This window comes from Aureimonas sp. SA4125, from assembly GCF_019973775.1.
In the GTDB taxonomy this organism is placed as follows: Bacteria; Pseudomonadota; Alphaproteobacteria; order Rhizobiales; family Rhizobiaceae; genus Plantimonas.
Genome location: NZ_AP025032.1, coordinates 1,208,952 through 1,227,180 on the forward strand (window position 1 = coordinate 1,208,952; position 18,229 = coordinate 1,227,180).

Below are 18,229 nucleotides of genomic sequence, written 5' to 3' on the forward strand. Positions count from 1 at the left end.
GCATGTGAGCCTGTCGCTGACCCTTCTGATCCCCCTGATCCTTGCGGTCGTGGGCTACCTCGTCGCCAAGTCGAAGGCCAAGGCGCTCGCCCCGGTTCTCGGCACGAAACTGCACTCCCTCCCCAGCTATCACGGCTATCTCGTCGCGCTCGCGATCCTGGTGCCGAGCTATGTCATCATCTTTCTGTGGCTCTTCCTGGAGCAGTCGGTCCTCAAGGCCATCATCGTCGCCGCGCTGCCTTCGACCATGCTGGACGGAGCGCTTCCGGCCCAGGTCAGCCTTCTGGTCAGCCAGGTTCAGCAGGCCGCCTCCGGCGCCACTTTCGGGACGCCCGATCCCGCCATCCTCGTGGCGGCCGAGCGCCTGAACGAGGCCGCGGCGTTTTCGCGCTGGGCCCTTCCGGCGGTCATCATCGTGGTCGCCGTGGCCGTCGTCGCCTTTCTGATCTCGCGGATCGCCGTTCGCTTCCGGGCGCGCAATCTCTCCGAGATGATCATGCGTGGTCTCCTGCTCTTCTGCGCGTCGCTGTCGATCTTCGCCACGCTGGGCATTCTCATGTCCCTCCTGTTCGAGGGCATCCAATTCTTCTCGCGCGTCTCGCCGCTGGAATTCTTCTTCGGGACGAAGTGGGACCCGCAGATCGCGATCCGTGCCGATCAGGTGGGCTCCACCGGGGCTTTCGGTGCCATTCCGGTGTTCATGGGAACCCTGACCATCGCGCTGACGGCGATGTTCGTCGCGCTGCCCGTCGGTCTTTTCGCGGCGATCTACATGGCCGAATTCGCTTCGCCGCGGGTGCGCAACGTCGTCAAGCCGCTGATCGAGCTGCTCGCCGGCATTCCGACCATCGTCTACGGCTTCTTCGCGGTGCTGGTCGTCTCGCCCCTGCTACGCGATTGGGCCGGGTCCGCCGGCATCCAGATGTCGCCGACGGCGGCGATCGTGCCGGGTCTGGTGATGGGAGTGATGCTGATCCCCTTCATCTCCTCGCTCTCCGACGACGCCATCACGGCCGTGCCGCAGGCCCTGCGCGACGGTTCCCTGGGTCTGGGCGCGAACAAGGCCGAGACGATCACCCGCGTTCTCCTGCCGGCCGCGCTTCCCGGCATCGTCGGCGGCGTCATCCTCGCCACGACGCGCGCCATCGGCGAGACGATGATCGTCGTCATGGCCGCCGGCCTGACCGCAAACCTCACCGCCAACCCGCTCGACGGCGTCACGACGGTGACCGTGCAGATCGTGGCGCTCCTGACCGGCGACACCGAGTTCGACAATCCGAAGACGCTCGCCGCTTTCGGTCTCGGCCTGACGCTGTTCCTCGCGACGCTCCTCCTCAACCTCGTGGCTATCCAGATCGTCAAGAAGTATCGGGAACAGTATGACTGACATTCCTTTGACCGACCGACTCGCCACCCCGACCGCGAGGGAGACGACCCGGTCCCGCATCAGGGCGGGTCTCGCCGGACGCAAGAGCGCGCAGCGGCGCCTGAAGATCTACGGGATCGCCGCGATCGTCTTCGCCCTGACCATGCTCGGCGTGCTGGTCTCCTCCGTCATCTCCACGTCGCTCCCGGCCTGGACGCAGACGCAGATCCTCCTCGACATCACGGTTCCCGAGGGCGGACCCGGCGCGCCGACCGCCAACTACGGAACCGTGGTCGACAATGCCGTTGCCGCCCTGTTTCCTGCCGCAGAACGCGACCGGGCCGAGCTTCGGCGACTGACGTCGATGCTGAGCAACGGCGCCCAGTACTGGATCCGCGACGCCATGGCGGCGACCAGTGCGGCACCGGGAACCGTGGTGCCGATCTGGGTCCCTGTGTCCGACGCCTATGAGCAGTTGTACGAGGGCATCATCCTCGCCTCGACGCCGGAAAATCGCCGGCCGCTCAACGACGGTCAGATCGATCGGTTCGAGGAACTGCAGCAGCAGGACCGGGTGCGCTCGGTGCTCGACTGGGGCCTCATCAACAACGCCGACAGCCGCTTTCCGGAACTCGCCGGTCTGCGGGGCGGCCTCGTCGGCACCTTCTACCTCCTCATCGTCTGTCTCTGCGTCAGCGTTCCCATCGGCGTCGGAGCCGCCGTCTACCTCGAGGAATACGCCCCGAAGAACAAGTTCACCGATTTCATCGAGATCAACGTGAACAATCTGGCGGCCGTGCCCTCGATCGTGTTCGGTCTGCTCGGCCTTGCTTTGTTCCTCGGCTTCTTCGGCATGCCGCGATCGGCCCCGCTCGTCGGCGGTCTGGTTCTGGCGATCATGACGCTGCCGACCATCATCATCACCACCCGCAACGCGCTGAAGGCGGTTCCCCCGTCGATCCGCGAGGCGGCTCGCGGCATCGGCGCCTCGGAGATGCAGGTGATCGGCCATCACGTCCTGCCGCTCGCGCTGCCGGGCATCATGACCGGCGTCATCATCGGCCTGGCTCAGGCCCTCGGTGAAACCGCGCCGCTGCTGCTCATCGGCATGAACGCCTTCATCACTTCTGCGCCGGACTCGATGCTGGAGGCCTCGACCACCCTGCCGACCCAGATCTTCATCTGGTTCGACAGCCCGGAACGTGGTTTCGTCGCCCGGACGAGCGCTGCGATCTGCGTCCTTCTCGTCGTTCTCTCCTTCATGAACATCATCGCAATCATTCTTCGCCGCCGCTTCGAGCGGCGCTGGTAAACGGGCGGATCCAGTATGATGGAAAACTTTCAAGCGACGCTCAATAAGGGTCCTGCCGTGAATACGAACCGTCCCGTGAAGATGAAGGGCGAGAACGTCTCCGTCCATTACGGCGCCAAGCAAGCGCTGTTCGGTGTCAGCCTCGACGTCTTGGAAAACCAGGTCACGGCCCTGATCGGTCCGTCCGGTTGCGGCAAGTCGACCTTCCTGCGCTGCCTCAACCGCATGAACGATACGGTGTCGTCGGCCAAAGTGACCGGCAACATCACCCTCGACGGCGACGACATCTACGATCCCTCGATCGACGTGGTCGAACTGCGGGCCCGCGTCGGCATGGTGTTCCAGAAACCCAATCCCTTCCCGAAGTCGATCTTCGAGAACGTCTCCTACGGCCCGCGCATCCACGGCCTGGCGAAGTCCAAGGCGGACCTCGAGGAGATCGTCATCACCAGCCTGCGCCGCGCCGGCCTCTATGAGGAGGTCAAGGATCGGCTCGACGAGGCGGGCACCGGCCTTTCCGGCGGCCAGCAGCAGCGTCTCTGCATCGCCCGCGCAATCGCCGTCTCGCCCGAGGTGATCCTGATGGACGAGCCCTGCTCGGCGCTCGACCCGATCGCCACCGCCAAGGTCGAGGAACTGATCGACGAGTTGAAGCAGAACTACACCATCGTCATCGTCACCCACTCGATGCAGCAGGCGGCGCGCGTCAGCCAGGTGACGGCGATGTTCCATCTGGGCAACATCGCCGAGGTCGGGCCGACCGAGAAGATGTTCCAGAACCCCGACGACAAGCGCACCCAGGACTACATCACCGGCCGCTTCGGCTGAGCCGGCCAGGCACCAGCGCACCCACGAACAACAGACGGGACGGGCGGGCGGTCGCGAGGCCGCGGCTTTGACCGAGAGAACCGGGAGACCACACATGGACGAACATATCGTCTCATCCTACGACGACGAACTGAAGTTCATCGTGCGCCGGATCTCCGAAATGGGAGGCCAGGCCGAGCGCATGGTCGAGCGTTCCGTTGCGGCGCTGATCAACAGCGACTGGGGCCTGGCGCAGTCGGTCGTGGCCGATGACATGCTCCTCGACGCTGCCCAGCGCGAACTCGACGAGCGCGCCATCATGACCATCGCCAAGCGCCAGCCGATGGCGCAGGACCTGCGCGAGATCGTCGGGGCCATCCGCATCTCCAGCGATCTCGAGCGCATCGGCGATCTCGGCAAGAACATCGCCAAGCGAGTCATCGCCGTGCACGAGCACCAGCAGCCGATCAAGCTGGTGCGCGGCATCGAGCATCTGTCGGAACTGGCGATCGAACAGCTGAAGGAAGTGCTCGACGCCTACGCGTCGCGCGATCACCTGCGCGCCCAGACGATCCGCGATGCCGACGAGGACATCGACGCGATGTACACCTCGATCTTCCGCGAACTCCTGACCTATATGATGGAGGATCCGCGCAACATCACCGCCTGCACGCATCTCCTGTTCAGCGCCAAGAACATCGAGCGGATCGGCGATCACGCCACCAACATTGCCGAGACGATCTTCTACATCAAGACCGGCCAGCAGATGGAAGCCGACCGCCCGAAGAACGACACGACGGCGTCGATGACCATCGAACTGCCCGGCAGCGCGCCGGCGCCGGGCGGCGCAGGGGAATAATGGCATGAATGCGCGGATCGCCGTTGTCGAGGACGAGGAGGCGCTCTCCGTCCTCCTGCGCTACAATCTCGAGGCGGAAGGCTACATCGTCGACACCATCGCGCGCGGCGACGAGGCCGACATCCGCCTGAAGGAGATCGTCCCCGACCTCCTGATCCTCGACTGGATGCTGCCGGGCCTTTCCGGCGTCGAGCTCTGCCGGCGGCTGCGCACGCGGCCGGAGACCGAGCGCCTGCCGATCATCATGCTGACCGCGCGCGGCGAGGAATCCGAGCGGGTGAGGGGCCTGTCGGTCGGTGCTGACGACTATGTCGTGAAGCCCTTCTCGACACCGGAACTGATGGCACGGGTGCGCGCCATGCTGCGGCGCGTGCGGCCGGAGAAGATCTCGACCCTCCTGAATGCCGGCGACATCGATCTCGACCGCGAAACCCACCGCGTCCGCCGTCTCGGTCGCGAGGTGAAGCTCGGACCGACGGAATTCAAGCTGCTGGAATTCTTCATGCAGTCGCCCGGGCGCGTCTTCTCGCGCGAGCAATTGCTCGACGGCGTCTGGGGCCGCGACATCTATGTCGACGAGCGCACCGTCGACGTCCATGTCGGGCGCCTGCGCAAGGCGATCAACCGCGGCCGCCAGCGCGACCCGATCCGCACCGTCCGTGGCGCCGGCTACGCCCTCGACGAGAACTTTTCCGCCAGCGCGAAGGCGGTACGGCCGGGCATGCCAGCGGTGGCAGGGGCGCGCGACAGCGCGGCGGAGTAGCGCTCTCGCCTGCAAGGCGGCCGTCCGGACGCCCTCGCAATTGCCTGGAAACGGCGCATACTGCGGGCTGGCCCCGGAGACTCCCATGGCAGAGAGCAAATGGGAGATTGGTCTTGGATCCGTCAATCTGGCGGCATCCGCGCTCATCGCGACATTCACCATTTTTGCGTTCACAGGTCAGAACGAGCTGTTCACCGAGCAGGGCAAGCAGAGCGATCAGCTCGGCACCCTGATCGCGGAGACGGCATCGCTCAACCGGAAGGTCGACACCGTCGTCGATCGTGCCGCGCAGATCGAGCGGAAGATCGAGATCTCCCAGCTCAGTCCGAGCGTCATGATGGCGAAGGCGGGTTTTCCGGTGACGTCGGACGTGCAGCTTGTCTGGCTCGGAGACGAGATTGTCGCGTTCCCGCGCTCTCCGGAAGCCGAGCAGATCCTGAAAGACAAGAAATACCTGCCGCTGCAGGTGGATCCGACGATAGCCGGCTATGTTCTCGACCAGCGCGCCGCCAGCATCGTGAAGCAGGTGCTCGACGGCATGAACGTCGACGGAACGCCGAGTCCCTGGCGCCCATAGGTTCAACCGGACCCATCGCCTCTGCCGCAGTGACCTCTGGGCCGCATCCGAACGCTGGAGCGCCGCTTGGTCCGGCAATGCGCCGCCTCATCCGGCAGCGCTTGTCGCTTAGCGAACGCGTCGACGCTCGGAGACCGGCTGAAACGCGATCTTGGCGTGGTAGAGGCAGTAGGGCGAGGCGTCGTTGGAGTGGTTGCCGCAGAAGCGGAACTCCGGCGACAGCGGATCGCCCAGCGGCCACTTGCAGGTCCGCTCGTTCAACTGGACGAGGGTCAGGTTGCGCGAGATCGGCACGACCTCGGCCGAGACGAGCGGCCGGGGCTGCTCGGCCACGGCGTCGATCTCTTCTTCCATCTTCAGGGCCGTGGCGCCGTGCGACCCGCCGCCGCTCGAGCGCATGATGCGGGGAGCGGACTGCATCGAGACGAGGCGAGCCGGCATCTCCATTTCGACGACCGATTCCACCACCGCGGCGGCCGCGACCTTCGGCTGCGCCTGCTCCTGCGCGGATACATGCGCTTTCGCCCGTCCCTCGAGCTTCAGGCGGTGAACCTTGCCGATGACCGCGTTGCGGGTGACGCCGCCGAGTTGTCCGGCGATCTGGCTCGCGCTCAGCCCCTCGGTCCAGAGTTTGATCAAGAGATCCACTCTTTCTTCCGTCCAGCCCATCACGAGCTCCTATTCTGTGCTACGGCAGAATCCCTCCCCGGCTTCCAACCATGGTTGGAAAGGGGTACAACATATATTGGTAGATTAGGGCCTGCCGCACGAAATCTAGTATCTGAAGGAAATTTACCCTATCGCGTGACTCGGTGACAAGAGTCGCGGGGAGCGTGTGGAATCGAAATGTCGCTTTTCCCCAGATACCGCGGAAGTTTGTCAGGGTTCGATCGCGAAAAACGCTTGTCAGTGGGGCCGTCATGAGCATAGCGCGCTCTCTGGAAAAGCCTGCCACCCGTATCGATTGACAAGCTCGCCGGGGCGCGTGGTATAGCTCAAGGCCACGCAATGCATCATCGGCCGCCGATCGAAGCCTGCCCCTGCGGCAGGCTTTCAGCATTTCCGGGGCCCCGGAAATCACCTCGAGCCTTCGGATACCGCCCGCCGGGCACACAGCGAGTTCCTGTCATGCCGAACGATTCCGCTCCCGTTTCACCCCTGTTCTCGACCTACGCCCGCGCGCCCCTGCGCTTCGAGCGAGGCGAGGGCGTCTGGCTGGTGACGGAGGAGGGGCAGCGCTTTCTGGATCTCGGAGCGGGCATTGCCGTCAACGCGCTCGGCCATGCCCATCCCCATCTCGTGGCGACACTGAAGCATCAGGCCGAAAAGCTCTGGCACACCTCCAATCTCTACGAGATTCCGGGGCAGGAGCGCCTCGGCGCGCGGCTAACGGCGGCGACCTTCGCCGACAAGGCCTTCTTCACCAATTCCGGTGCGGAGGCGCTCGAATGCGCCTTCAAGACCGCGCGGCGCTACCATTTCGTCAACGGCAATCCCGAGCGCTTCCGCATCCTCAGCTTCACCGGCGCCTTCCACGGCCGGACGCTGGCGACCATCGCCGCCGGCGGCCAGGCGAAATATCTCGAAGGTTTCGGCCCGAAGGTCGACGGCTTCGACCAGGTGACGTTCGGCGACCACGCTGCCTTGAAGGCCGCGATCGGGCCGGAGACGGCGGCGATCGTGATCGAGCCGATCCAGGGCGAGGGCGGCATCCGCTCGGTGCCGCCGCAGTGCCTGCGCGGCCTGCGCGAGCTCTGCGATGCCGAGGGCATCCTTCTGATCTACGACGAGGTACAGACGGGAGTCGGCCGCACCGGCAAGCTCTTCGCCTATGAGCATTCCGGCGCTGCACCCGACATCATGGCCGTCGCCAAGGGCATCGGCGGCGGTTTCCCGCTCGGCGTCTGCCTGGCGACGGAAGAGGCGGCGCGCGGCATGACGGCGGGAACGCACGGCACCACCTACGGCGGCAATCCGCTGGCCATGGCCGTCGGCAACGCCGTGCTCGACGTCGTTCTGGCGGAGGGTTTCCTGGAGCATGTCCGTGACATGTCGCTGCGCTTCAAGCAGTCGCTGGCCTCGCTCGCCGACCGCTACCCCGACGTCATCGAGGATATTCGCGGCGAGGGCCTGCTGCTCGGCATGAAGGCGAAGGTCCCGAACACCGTGCTCCTGACTGAGCTGCGCAATCACGGCGTCCTCACCGTGCCGGCTGGCGACAACGTACTCCGCATCCTGCCGCCGCTGATCATATCGGCCGACGAGGTGCGCGAGGCGATCGATCGGATCGAGCAGGCGGTGTCGTCATTGTCGCTGGGCGCCGCGAGGAAGTCGGCATGAGCGGGGCGACGCAAGCCCCGAAGCATTTCATCGACATCGCGGACATGCCGGCGGCTTCGCTGCGCAGCATTCTCGACGATGCCGTCGCCCGCAAGGGCCTCGGCCGCGACGGGCCGCGGCCGCTGCAGGGCCGGGTGCTGGCGATGATCTTCGACAAGCCCTCCACCCGCACGCGCGTCTCCTTCGACGTGGCGATGCGCCAGCTTGGCGGCGAGACGCTGTTCCTTTCCGGTACGGAGATGCAGCTCGGCCGCTCCGAGACGATCGCCGACACGGCGCGCGTCCTGTCGCGCTATGTCGACGCCATCATGATCCGCACGACCTCGCACGACCGGCTCCTGGAAATGGCGGAGAATGCGACCGTCCCCGTGATCAACGGCCTCACCGACGACACACATCCCTGCCAGATCATGGCCGATGTCATGACCTTCGAGGAGAAGTGTGGACCCGTCGCCGGCAAGACCTTCGCCTGGAGCGGCGACGGCAACAACGTCCTGAACTCGCTGATCGAGGCGTCGAGCCGCTTCGGCTTCGCCTTGCGCATCGCGACGCCCGAGGGCTCCGAGCCCGACGCCGGGCGTATCGCGCGGGCCCGCAGCGAGGGCGGCCAGATCCTGACGACCTTCGACCCCGTCGAGGCCGTCACCGGCGCCGACTGCGTCGTCACCGATACCTGGGTGTCGATGGGCCGCGAGGATTTCGCCCGCGGCCACAACGTCTTTGCGCCGTTCCAGGTGAACGAGCGGCTGATGGCGCATGCCGCCCCCGACGCGCTCTTCATGCACTGCCTGCCGGCGCATCGCGGCGAGGAAGTCACCGACGGCGTCATCGACGGTCCGCAGTCGGTCGTCTTCGACGAGGCCGAGAACCGGCTGCACGCGCAGAAGTCGATCCTGGCCTGGTGCTTTGGCGAGGCCGGTCAGCATGGCTGATCCGGACAGCGGTCTCGGCGCCGAGACCGGCAGTGCCGGACTCGGGCGCCATCTCGGCGAGTTCGGCTTTGCCGGCGATGATGCGGTCGTGCCCTTCGCCGTCGAGAATCTCGATGCGCGCGGCCGTGCGGTGCAGCTCGGCGCCATGCTCGACGCCATTCTCGGCCGGCACGATTATCCCGAACCGGTCGCGCGCCTCCTCGCCGAGATGATCGTCCTCACCGTCCTCCTCGGGACGTCGCTGAAGTTCGACGGCAAGTTCATCGCGCAGACGCAGACAGACGGCCCCGTCGATCTCCTCGTCGTCGACTTCACCACGCCCTCCAGCGTGCGCGCCTATGCCCGCTTCGATGCCGAACGCGTCGCTGAGGCCGAGGCCGCCGGCCAGACCGATCCCGAGACCATGCTGGGCAACGGCACCATGGCGCTCACCGTCGACCAGGGCGGCCACAGCCAGCGCTACCAGGGCATCGTCGCGCTCGAAGGCGCGTCGCTCGAAAAGGTCGCGGAGGGCTATTTCCGCCAGTCCGAACAGATCCCGACGACTGTCCGGCTGGCCGTCGCCCGCATCGCCCGGCGCGGCGACGGAGGATTTCGCGAATCCTGGCGCGCCGGCGGCCTGATCGCGCAGTTCCTGCCCGAGGCGTCCGAGCGCATGCGCCTGCCCGACCTTCCCGGCGGCGACGCCCCGGAGGGCGCCGAGGATGGCTTGGGTTTCGAGCCGGACGACGCCTGGACCGAGGTCAAGGCACTGGTCGAGACCGTCCACGCGTCGGAACTCGCCGATCCCGAAGTCGGCGTCGAACGGCTGCTCTTCCGCCTTTTCCACGAGCGCGGCGTGCGCGTCTTTCCCCCGACGCCCGTCGAGGACGACTGCAGCTGCTCGCGCGAGAGGATCAAGGCGGTCCTCTCGAACTTCTCCGCCACCGAGATCGCGGAAAGCGTCGAGGACGGCAAGATCGAGGTCACCTGCGAATTCTGCAGCGAGAGCTACGTGTTCTCGCCGGACGAATTCGCCAAGGGCTGACATTTACGCTCAGTTCAGCAGCCGTTTCTCCGGTGCGTCGAGCGAAAATGCCGGGATCTCGACCTCGAAGATGCGGCCGCCGGCGGTCTCCATGACATAGTGCCCGCGCATGATGCCCGATGGCGTCGGCAGGGGGCAGCCGGAGGTGTAGCTGAAGCTGTCGCCGGGCGAGAGCACCGGCTCCTCGCCGACGACGCCCGGGCCGCGGACTTCCTCGACATGGCCGTTGCCGTCGGTGATGTGCCAGTAGCGCGACCTCAACTGGACGGTATCGCGGCTGCCGTTTTCGATCGCCACCTTGTAGGCGAAGACCCAGCGCCCGGCTTCCGGCATCGATTGATGCTCGAGATAGACCGGCGTCACCGAAACGGTGATATGGCGCGTCGTCGCCGTATAGTCGCCTTCGGGCTGAGGCTGGTGGGGATCGGTTTTCATGCGCCGTTATCGCCAACGGGCGGGCTCGGGTCAATGCGAAGCATCGGCCGGTGCGCGTTGGGGCAGGCAGGGAGAAGAGGATGCTCGACGGAAGCGTGAAGGCACGCCTCGATCCGGCGCTCGACGCACTGGCGCGGCAACTGCACCGGGCCGGCTTCAGTGCCGACGCGGTGACGGTGGCGGGCTTCGTGCTCGGGCTCGGCGCGGCGCTGGCGATCGGCCTCAACGCCTTCGGTCTCGGGCTCGGCCTGATCCTCGCCTCGCGGCTTGCCGACGGCCTCGACGGTGCCCTGGCACGCCAGACGCGGCCGACCGATCTCGGCGGCTATCTCGACATCGTCCTCGACTTCATCTTCTACGGCGCGATCCCGCTCGGCTTCGCTGTCGCCGACCCCGCAGCGAACGCGCTGCCGGCGACCGTTCTTCTGATGAGCTTCTACGCCAACGGCGCGAGCTTCCTCGCCTTCGCCCTGATGGCCGAGAAGCGCAAGCTCGTCGCGGCGGCGCGCGGACCGAAATCGCTGTACTTCACCACGGGCCTCGCCGAGGCGGGCGAGACGCTTCTCGTCTTCGTTCTCGCCTGCCTCTTTCCCGCATGGTTCGGCATCCTCGCCTATGTCTTCGCCGCGCTCTGCTTCGTCACCTGCTTCAGCCGCATCGCACTGGCCACCCGCGTCTTCAGATAGCGGCGAGGGCGCCGTCGATGTCCTCGAGGAGGTCGTCGATGTCCTCGAGACCGAGCGACAGGCGCAGGAGGCCGTCGGAAATGCCGAGCTCGGCCCGGACTTCCGGCGCGAGGTTCTTGTGCGTCGTCGTCGCGGGATGGGTGACGAGGCTTTTCGCATCGCCGAGATTGTTGGAGATCTTGACGATTTCGAGGGCGTTGGAGAAGCGGAACGCGGCTTCCTTGCCGCCGGCGAGTTCGAAGGCGACGAGGGTCGAGCCGCCGGTCATCTGCTTGGCGATGATCGCGGCGTCCGGATGGTCGGCGCGGCCGGGATAGAGCACTTTTGCCACGAGCGGCGAAGAGGCGAGGTGGTCGGCGACGGTGCCGGCGTTCCTGGTCTGGCAGGCGACGCGCAGCGGCAGCGTCTCCAGGCCTTTCAGCAGCGTCCAGGCGTTGAAGGGGGAGAGCGACGGGCCGGTGTGCCGAAAGTACTCGTGCAGGTTCTTGTCGATCCACTCCTTGCTGGACAGGATGACACCGCCGAGGCACCGACCCTGGCCGTCGATATGCTTGGTCGCGGAATAGACGACGACGTCGGCGCCAAGTTCCAGCGGCTTCTGCTGCATCGGCGTGGCGAACACGTTGTCGACAACGACCACCGCGCCGACCTCATGCGCGATCTTGGCGACGGCCGCGATGTCGACGATCTCGAGCGTCGGGTTGGTCGGCGTCTCCATGAAGAAAACCTTCGTCTCCGGGCGGACCGCGGCGCGCCAGGCGGCGAGGTCGCGGCCATCGACGAAGGTCGACGTGACGCCGGCGCGCCCGAGCATGGTCTCGACGACGTAGCGGCAGGAGCCGAACAGCGCGCGCGAGGAGACGATATGGTCGCCGGCCTTCACCTGGCACTGCAGCGCGGCGGCGACCGCCGCCATGCCGGAGGCGGTGGCGCGGGCGTCCTCGGCGCCTTCCAGCGCCATCATCCGCTCCTCGAACATGCGCGTCGTCGGATTGCCGTAGCGCGAATAGATGAAGCCGGGCTCCTCGCCCTTGAAGCGCGCCTCGGCAGCCTCGGCGCTCGCATAGACGAACCCTTGCGTCAGGAACAGCGCCTCGGAGGTCTCGCCGAAACCGGAGCGGACCGTGCCGCCATGGACCATGGCCGTCGCCGGTCGCAGCGTCCGTTCGTTCTTCTTCAACATGGCATCCCGCTTTCCGCCGTCCCGGCTGGCGGGATCGGCCATAAAAAAGACCGGCATGAGCGTCGCCGCACAGCCGGTCCTGGAGCAATGGCGTCCTGGGTCGGCCCTTTAGCGAGTTGTTTAACGTGGCTGCAAGCCGGCCGGCCAAATCACCACGAATTCCGACCCGACGATAATCCGCCGGTGGCCAGAGGTCAATTCTCTCTGCTAAAGCCTTTCGCGCGCGAGCCGCGCAAGTACGAGAGAAGGACGGGCCAAGTGAGCCGAATGCCAGGCGGAATCCTGCCCGACCGCGACATCGCGGCGCTGTTCGATATGGGCGCGATCGCCGCCGACCGGCCGCGCGACGCCGACCAGATCCAGCCGGCGAGCCTCGACCTGCGGCTGGGCTCCACCGCCTACCGCGTGCGCGCCAGCTTCCTGCCGGGCCGGGGTCGGACCGTGACGGAAAAGCTGGAGCGCTTCTCGCTGCACGCGATCGACCTGACGCCCGGCACCGTGCTCGAGACCGGCTGCGTCTATCTCGTGCCGCTGATGGAGCGCCTCGACCTGCCCGCCGGCATGACGGCGGCCGCCAATCCGAAATCCTCGACCGGCCGGCTCGACATCTTCACCCGTGTGATCGTCGATGGCGGGCAGGAGTTCGACAAGATCTTCGAGGGCTATTCCGGCCCGCTCTACATCGAGATCTCGCCGCGCACCTTCCCGATCGTCGTCCGGCCTGGCTCGCGCCTCAGCCAGATCCGCTTCCGCTCCGGCGGCGCTCTCCTGGGCGAGGCGGAACTGGCCGACCTGCACGCGCGCGAATGCCTCGTCGCCGCGGCCATGCCCAACATCGCCCATGGCGGCATCGCCCTGTCGATCGATCTCCTCGGCAATGACGACGGCCTCGTCGGCTATCGCGGCAAGCGCCATACCGGCGTCGTCGACGTCGACCGGCGCGGCGCCTACGACGTCGCCGCCTTCTGGGAGCCGATCCACCGGACCGGCACCGGCGAACTCGTGCTCGACCCGGACGAATTCTATATCCTCGTCTCCGGCGAGGCCGTCCACGTGCCGCCGGCCTACGCCGCCGAGATGACGCCGTTCGATCCCCTGGTCGGCGAGTTCCGGGTGCACTATGCCGGCTTCTTCGATCCGGGCTTCGGCCATTCGAGCGCCGGCGGCACCGGCAGCCGGGCGGTGCTGGAAGTGCGCAGCCATGAGGTGCCCTTCATCCTCGAACACGGCCAGATCGTCGGTCGCCTCGTCTACGAGCACATGGCGGGCCTGCCCGATCGTCTCTACGGCCTTGACCTCTCTTCGAATTACCAGGCGCAGGGCTTGAAACTGTCGAAGCATTTTGTTTGATAAACACATGCCGGAGGCTCGGCGATTCGCCCGCTTTGTTCGTCTTGAATACGAACAACAGTTGACTGTCTGCGTGATTGCTCCACTATGAGGCGGTGCCGTTGGTGCGCGCGCGGGGCCGGTCATTTGACAAATCAATTTGCAAGACCCGTCGACATCCTTCCGCGCTATTCCGCTGCGTGCCTCCAGATGGTGGCGGACGGCTACACGCTGGAGGATACCGCTCGCTATATCGGCTGCGACATCGAGCTTGTCTGGGACGTCCTGGAGCTGGCGCGACGGCGCCTCGGCGCCGCCAATCTCGAGCAATCGGTCGCGGCAGCGATGAAGATGGGCCTGATCGTCTAGAGGGTCGGGCGAAAAGGCAAATTCCGTTTTTCGCACTATCCGACGCGGCAACGCTAGAGGATCGGCGCTTCACGACCGGACAGGTCAGTGGACTCGAGATTGGCGCGGATCTTCTTCAGAATGACTTCCGTACGCTGCAGCTCGCATTCGCAGAGGTCGCGCGTCGCTTGATCGATGACCATCTGGGTGAGGGGGGCCACTTCCTTCAAGAGATCGCGGGCGGCATCCGTCTCGGCGATGACCTTGACGCGTCGATCGACGGGATGAGGACGTCGGGCGATGAGGCCTCGGCGCTCGAGCCGGTCGAGCGCGGCGGAAATCGTCATCGGCTCGACACCAAGAGTCGCTGCAAGATCGCACTGACGCTGCGGCCCGGTGGCGGTGATCGCCGCCAGCGTCCTGATTTCCCCCTGCGACAGCTGCAGATTCTTATCGCCGATCAGCCGCTCGATTTTCTGCCTAAATAGTCGAGAAATATCTGCAAAAACAAAATTCAGGGATGCGTTCAGCAAAGCGCCTGACGCAACATTATCGCGTTCAGGTTCGGACACGGTTTCTGCTGAGGAGAAACTGTCACGGCGGATTCTTCTGTCAGTCACATCAAATATTTTGTCAGTCACATCGAATATTTCGTAGAGAGAAACAATGATACTACCTACGGCGCGGCAGCATTTGCGGCAACTCACGAATATGTCAGCTCAGTGGCTCCAAGCGACGCCGAGAAACATGCTGACCAGTAGCTCGAACTGCGCACACTCGTCTCACCACTCGATACATCAAAGGCTCGATGCCGTCACCCGGCATGATGGGTTGCGCCAGGCGACGCCAGGCAAGGGCTCTGAGCTGGAAAGTCATGAACCGCGCCGGAGATGAGAAACCGGGATCGGCTCTCACCGTCTGGCCGAAAAGGGTCGCGATCCCCTGCTGGTCGTGTTCTCGGCGCGCCGGAAGCGGGGTCCTTGCTCCGGCCGCAGCCGTCCGCCTGATCTTGAGACCGCCGGCGTTCTCTTCGAGCCGATTCTGCCACCAGATATTTTCCCGCCGATCCACGGCGGCCGCAGGCACGCCATTTCCCGAGCCGCGTCGTCATTGGAGCGGACACGCTCAAGCCTGCCGACGGTCCCTGTCGCCCCACCCCTGTTCGCAGCGCGCTTGCGCCCAACTGCCCCCCTTGCTAGTAATTCCGACTGGAGCGCGGGCGTAGTTCAGCGGTAGAACGCCAGCTTCCCAAGCTGGATGTCGTGGGTTCGATCCCCATCGCCCGCTCCATCGTTGCGGATCGACAGACCCTCTGAGATAGGTGGGTCTTGAAAAGACTGCGCTTTTCCCCACTCGCCGACAACAGGTTTGAGAGCAGGCGTCGCCGATTTGAGACAAATTCGGCTTTAACGACAGCCGTTTGAGACTCGCCCGAAAACGGGCCGTCAAGGCGCCGTTTTACGTCGATTCGCTGACATGGGGATGCCGCCCGAGAGCTCCCTCATCGGGGCGGTCGGGTCAAGTCGAACAGGTGATGGACTGATGGATTGGGCAGCGCGCGAAAATCCCGCTGCCTATAGGTCTGGCGCGAGAGACGAGCCTCTGCATCGATCAGCGTGAACACGTCCGCAAGGGTCGTGAGGGAGGCTGCCAGCCAGTTATCTCGTGCGAGACGTGGGCAATCCGCCGAGATCGCGTCCGGCATGACCGAACGGACAAGCATTCGCCATCCAGGGGGCGTTCGAGGGCAAACCCGGGTAGGAGCACCGAGGTGAACGTCTCGGTGGAGCGGCTACCGTCTGCAAGCGGTTCAAGGCCTAGATGATGCACGCTGCTCGCGTAAGGAATCCGATTGTGGGGTGTAAGGACGATCGGGTGTCTGCCATACCGCTTTCAGCGGACCCCGTTCTGTGTCTCAACGGCGTCGCTCTTGATTAACGAGTTTTTCACCAGCGGCTCCGGACGCGGGGTGGTTGCGGTGCTCGGCGGTAGGATCGGCAGTTCGACGCGGGGAGGCTCGCCCGTCAGGGTGCCGAGGAACGCTGCGATCGCGCTGGTCTCGTGGGGCGTCAGTTCTTGGCCGAGCTGGGCGACGCCCATGACGGCCACGGCCTGTTCGAGGCTCCACACCTTGCCGCTGTGGAAGTAAGGAGCCGTCAGCGCGACGTTTCGCAGCGGGACTGCCCGGAACACGTACTCGTCGGTAGCGGTCTTCGTGACTGCAAAGCGGCCCTTGTCCTCAAGCGGAAGGATGTCGCTGCCAGGGCGCTCGACGACCCCGAACGGGTAGTATTCCTGGCCACCGAAGTTGACGCCGCTGTGGCAAGCCGAGCACCCGGTGTCCATGAAGAGTTTCAGGCCCTGCTTCTCCTTGTCATCGAGCACCGCAAGATTGCCCTCGAGGAACTGGTCGAACCGGGCGCCGGGCGTGATGAGGGTGGCCTCGAACGCCTCGATGGCCTTCGCGACATTGTCGAACGTCACGGCGTCGGCCTCGCCGGGGAAGGCGGTCCGGAAGTGCTCTTGGTAGGTCGGGATGCTGGTCAAGACATCGACAACGTGCTCCGGCGTCGCCGCCATTTCGACGGCCGCCTGAATCGGGCCTTTGGCCTGCGAGCGGAGATCGTCGGCCCGGCCGTCCCAGAACTGGGCGACGTTGAAGATCGAATTGAACACGGTGGGGGAATTGCGTGGTCCCTTCTGCCATCCGTGACCGATCGAGGTCTCCAGGTTATCCGTGCCGCCGCCCGCGAGGTTGTGGCAGGAGTTGCAGTTCAGGATGCCGCTTGCCGACAGGCGGGTGTCGAACCACAGCATCTGGCCCAGTTCCGTCTTCTCCCGCGTGACGGCATTGTCCTTCACCTTGGGAACGGTAGAGGGAATGGCATCGAAGATCTCGTCGGCGGCTGCGCGGAGCTGCTCGATCTCTTCCGGGGACATCGCGGGAGCAGACGTTGCGACCGCATCGGTTGCCGCGGACTGTGCGAAGGCTGCTGGCATGAGATTCGGCAGGGCCACCGCGGAGAGCAGGGTCAACGAAACACCGCTAGCCAAAAACCCGAACAGATGGCGTCTCATGGATTTTCTCCTAGGTGCCTAAGAGCCCGATTCAGAAGTTTCTCAAGCGTAGCAATATCTTGCGGTTCGCCGGGTAAGCATGCGGATGGAGGCGATCAGCGCCCATGCGGTTGAAGAGGAGACGGAAGTTTCCCAGTCTTTTGCGAGGCGGCGGCATCGTCCGAGCCACGCGAAAGTGCGCTCGACGACCCACCGTCGAGGCAGGATCTCGAAGCCTTTGGCGACATCTGATCGCTTGATGATCTCGATGGTCCAGTCGCCATGGCGGGCGATCGCGTCGCGCAGTTTCTGCCCGGCGTAACCGCCATCGGCGAAGACATGGCGCAGCCACGGGAAACGCCGGCGTATCGCCTTGAGCACATCGACGGCGCCGTCCCGGTCTTGAATATCGGCGGCATGCACGAGAATCATGACCAGGAAGCCGCAGGTGTCGGTGAGGATATGGCGCTTGCGGCCCTTGATCTTCTTGCCGGCGTCATAGCCGCAAATCCCGCCGCTTTCCGTGGTTTTGACCGACTGGCTATCGATGACACCGGCACTGGGCGAGGCTTCGCGTCCTTCGATTTCGCGCAGGCTCATGACCAGCGCCATGTTGATCGCATCGAACAGACCGGCATCGCGCCACGCGTAAAAATAGCGCCGCACCGTCGAAACCGGCGGAAAGCATTTGGGCAACAGCCGCCATGCACATCCGCTCGATGCGATGTAGAGCAAGGCGTTCACAACTTCGCGCATGTCCGCCGAGCGGCGCCGCCCTCCGCGTTTCGCGGCTGGGATAAACGGAGCCGTCACCATCCACTCCCGATCCGTCATATCGCTTGGATACCGCAACCCCTCCCGGCTATGCTCGCGCCGGGCAATACCAGACCATGCCATCGTTCACTCCATCTCCTCGCAAAGACGGCCTGAATCACAACATACTGGTATTGCTCAACAACTTTCGGATCGGGCTCTAAAAATCGTGGTTGGATCGGTGTCTGCGAAGCTCACGAGTAAGTACAATCGCCTGTTCGCGACCGGCAGGCACCCCGTCATTACGGTATTGTAGCGAAAGTCACCGGATCAGTGCTTGGTTCCCATAGACACTAAAGCGAGCCTGTTTCGGCTTCAGGTGAGCGGTCCACTGCGACTTCCGCGCGGGAGCGAACGCTTTAGCATTCACGCGCGATCCAGATCGTCACGGAGAA

General features: G+C 65.0%; 18 protein-coding genes, 1 tRNA gene and 1 riboswitch. Of the genes, 13 read left to right on the forward strand and 6 right to left on the reverse strand.

Features of this window, described 5'->3' with window-relative positions:
* Positions 1–10: 10 nt before the first annotated feature.
* From pstC to Sa4125_RS05545, 6 genes are all read left to right on the forward strand, one after another.
* The gene (gene pstC / locus Sa4125_RS05520) at positions 11–1,387 is read left to right on the forward strand and encodes a phosphate ABC transporter permease subunit PstC (protein WP_345944335.1); all 1,377 of its coding nucleotides are present in this window, start codon (positions 11–13) and stop codon (positions 1,385–1,387) included.
* Positions 1,380–2,678: a phosphate ABC transporter permease PstA gene (pstA, locus tag Sa4125_RS05525; RefSeq protein WP_224004587.1), complete on the forward strand. Its 1,299-nt coding sequence runs from the start codon at positions 1,380–1,382 to the stop codon at positions 2,676–2,678. The genes pstC and pstA overlap by 8 nt, the downstream gene beginning before the upstream one ends.
* 18 nt (positions 2,679–2,696) lie before the next feature.
* Entirely contained in the window at positions 2,697–3,506 is an 810-nt protein-coding gene (gene pstB / locus Sa4125_RS05530; protein ID WP_275967464.1) for a phosphate ABC transporter ATP-binding protein PstB, read from the forward strand.
* Positions 3,507–3,600: 94 nt separating this feature from the next.
* Positions 3,601–4,344 carry a phosphate signaling complex protein PhoU gene (phoU, locus tag Sa4125_RS05535; protein ID WP_224004590.1) on the forward strand — a complete coding sequence of 248 codons (744 nt, stop codon included), beginning with the start codon at positions 3,601–3,603 and terminating at the stop codon, positions 4,342–4,344.
* 4 nt (positions 4,345–4,348) lie between these two features.
* Positions 4,349–5,107 carry a phosphate regulon transcriptional regulator PhoB gene (phoB, locus tag Sa4125_RS05540; protein WP_224004592.1) on the forward strand — a complete coding sequence of 253 codons (759 nt, stop codon included), beginning with the start codon at positions 4,349–4,351 and terminating at the stop codon, positions 5,105–5,107.
* An 85-nt stretch (positions 5,108–5,192) separates the two neighbouring features.
* Positions 5,193–5,684, forward strand: a complete 492-nt coding sequence (locus tag Sa4125_RS05545; protein WP_224004594.1) for a hypothetical protein — start codon at positions 5,193–5,195, stop codon at positions 5,682–5,684.
* 108 nt (positions 5,685–5,792) lie between these two features.
* On the opposite strand, the gene Sa4125_RS05550 is transcribed toward Sa4125_RS05545, so the two are convergent.
* Positions 5,793–6,353, reverse strand: coding sequence for a GcrA family cell cycle regulator (locus Sa4125_RS05550; protein ID WP_224004596.1), 561 nt, complete (start codon positions 6,351–6,353; stop codon positions 5,793–5,795).
* A gap of 459 nt (positions 6,354–6,812) precedes the next feature.
* On the opposite strand from Sa4125_RS05550, the gene Sa4125_RS05555 reads away from it, so the two are divergent.
* The 3 genes from Sa4125_RS05555 to Sa4125_RS05565 are packed head-to-tail and all read left to right on the forward strand — an operon-like array spanning position 6,813 to position 9,983.
* A complete protein-coding gene (locus Sa4125_RS05555) occupies positions 6,813–8,024 on the forward strand; it encodes an aspartate aminotransferase family protein (RefSeq protein WP_224004598.1) in 1,212 nt (403 codons plus the stop codon).
* Positions 8,021–8,956: an ornithine carbamoyltransferase gene (argF, locus tag Sa4125_RS05560; RefSeq protein WP_224004599.1), complete on the forward strand. Its 936-nt coding sequence runs from the start codon at positions 8,021–8,023 to the stop codon at positions 8,954–8,956. The genes Sa4125_RS05555 and argF overlap by 4 nt, the downstream gene beginning before the upstream one ends.
* Complete coding sequence (locus tag Sa4125_RS05565) at positions 8,949–9,983, forward strand: Hsp33 family molecular chaperone (RefSeq protein ID WP_224004601.1); 1,035 nt, start codon at positions 8,949–8,951, stop codon at positions 9,981–9,983. Before argF ends, Sa4125_RS05565 begins: the two co-directional genes overlap by 8 nt.
* A 9-nt stretch (positions 9,984–9,992) precedes the next feature.
* Here Sa4125_RS05565 and apaG read toward each other — a convergent pair whose 3' ends face one another.
* On the reverse strand, positions 9,993–10,418 hold the full coding sequence (gene apaG / locus Sa4125_RS05570; RefSeq protein ID WP_224004603.1) for a Co2+/Mg2+ efflux protein ApaG: 426 nt from the start codon (positions 10,416–10,418) through the stop codon (positions 9,993–9,995).
* A gap of 80 nt (positions 10,419–10,498) precedes the next feature.
* Here apaG and Sa4125_RS05575 point away from each other — a divergent pair, with 80 nt between their 5' ends.
* Entirely contained in the window at positions 10,499–11,104 is a 606-nt protein-coding gene (locus Sa4125_RS05575) for a CDP-alcohol phosphatidyltransferase family protein (protein WP_224004605.1), read from the forward strand.
* On the opposite strand, the gene Sa4125_RS05580 is transcribed toward Sa4125_RS05575, so the two are convergent.
* Positions 11,097–12,287, reverse strand: coding sequence for an O-succinylhomoserine sulfhydrylase (locus Sa4125_RS05580; protein ID WP_224007561.1), 1,191 nt, complete (start codon positions 12,285–12,287; stop codon positions 11,097–11,099). The genes Sa4125_RS05575 and Sa4125_RS05580 overlap by 8 nt on opposite strands.
* An 88-nt stretch (positions 12,288–12,375) precedes the next feature.
* Positions 12,376–12,453: riboswitch (SAM riboswitch) on the reverse strand.
* Between the two features lie 101 nt (positions 12,454–12,554).
* Between Sa4125_RS05580 and Sa4125_RS05585 the strand changes: the two genes are divergently transcribed.
* Complete coding sequence (locus tag Sa4125_RS05585) at positions 12,555–13,637, forward strand: 2'-deoxycytidine 5'-triphosphate deaminase (protein WP_224004607.1); 1,083 nt, start codon at positions 12,555–12,557, stop codon at positions 13,635–13,637.
* A gap of 126 nt (positions 13,638–13,763) precedes the next feature.
* The gene (locus tag Sa4125_RS05590; RefSeq protein ID WP_224004609.1) at positions 13,764–13,985 is read left to right on the forward strand and encodes a helix-turn-helix transcriptional regulator; all 222 of its coding nucleotides are present in this window, start codon (positions 13,764–13,766) and stop codon (positions 13,983–13,985) included.
* 53 nt (positions 13,986–14,038) lie between these two features.
* Here the strand turns inward: Sa4125_RS05590 and Sa4125_RS05595 are convergent, their stop codons facing one another.
* Positions 14,039–14,605 carry a MarR family winged helix-turn-helix transcriptional regulator gene (locus tag Sa4125_RS05595; RefSeq protein WP_224004611.1) on the reverse strand — a complete coding sequence of 189 codons (567 nt, stop codon included), beginning with the start codon at positions 14,603–14,605 and terminating at the stop codon, positions 14,039–14,041.
* A gap of 574 nt (positions 14,606–15,179) precedes the next feature.
* Here Sa4125_RS05595 and Sa4125_RS05600 point away from each other — a divergent pair.
* Positions 15,180–15,254 (forward strand) — tRNA-Gly (locus Sa4125_RS05600).
* 603 nt (positions 15,255–15,857) lie between these two features.
* On the opposite strand, the gene Sa4125_RS05605 is transcribed toward Sa4125_RS05600, so the two are convergent.
* Positions 15,858–16,904 (reverse strand): cytochrome-c peroxidase, encoded by a 1,047-nt coding sequence (locus Sa4125_RS05605; RefSeq protein WP_224007565.1) that lies wholly within the window; start codon positions 16,902–16,904, stop codon positions 15,858–15,860.
* 180 nt (positions 16,905–17,084) lie between these two features.
* Complete coding sequence (locus Sa4125_RS05610) at positions 17,085–17,918, reverse strand: IS5 family transposase (protein ID WP_223999936.1); 834 nt, start codon at positions 17,916–17,918, stop codon at positions 17,085–17,087.
* Positions 17,919–18,229: the final 311 nt, after the last annotated feature.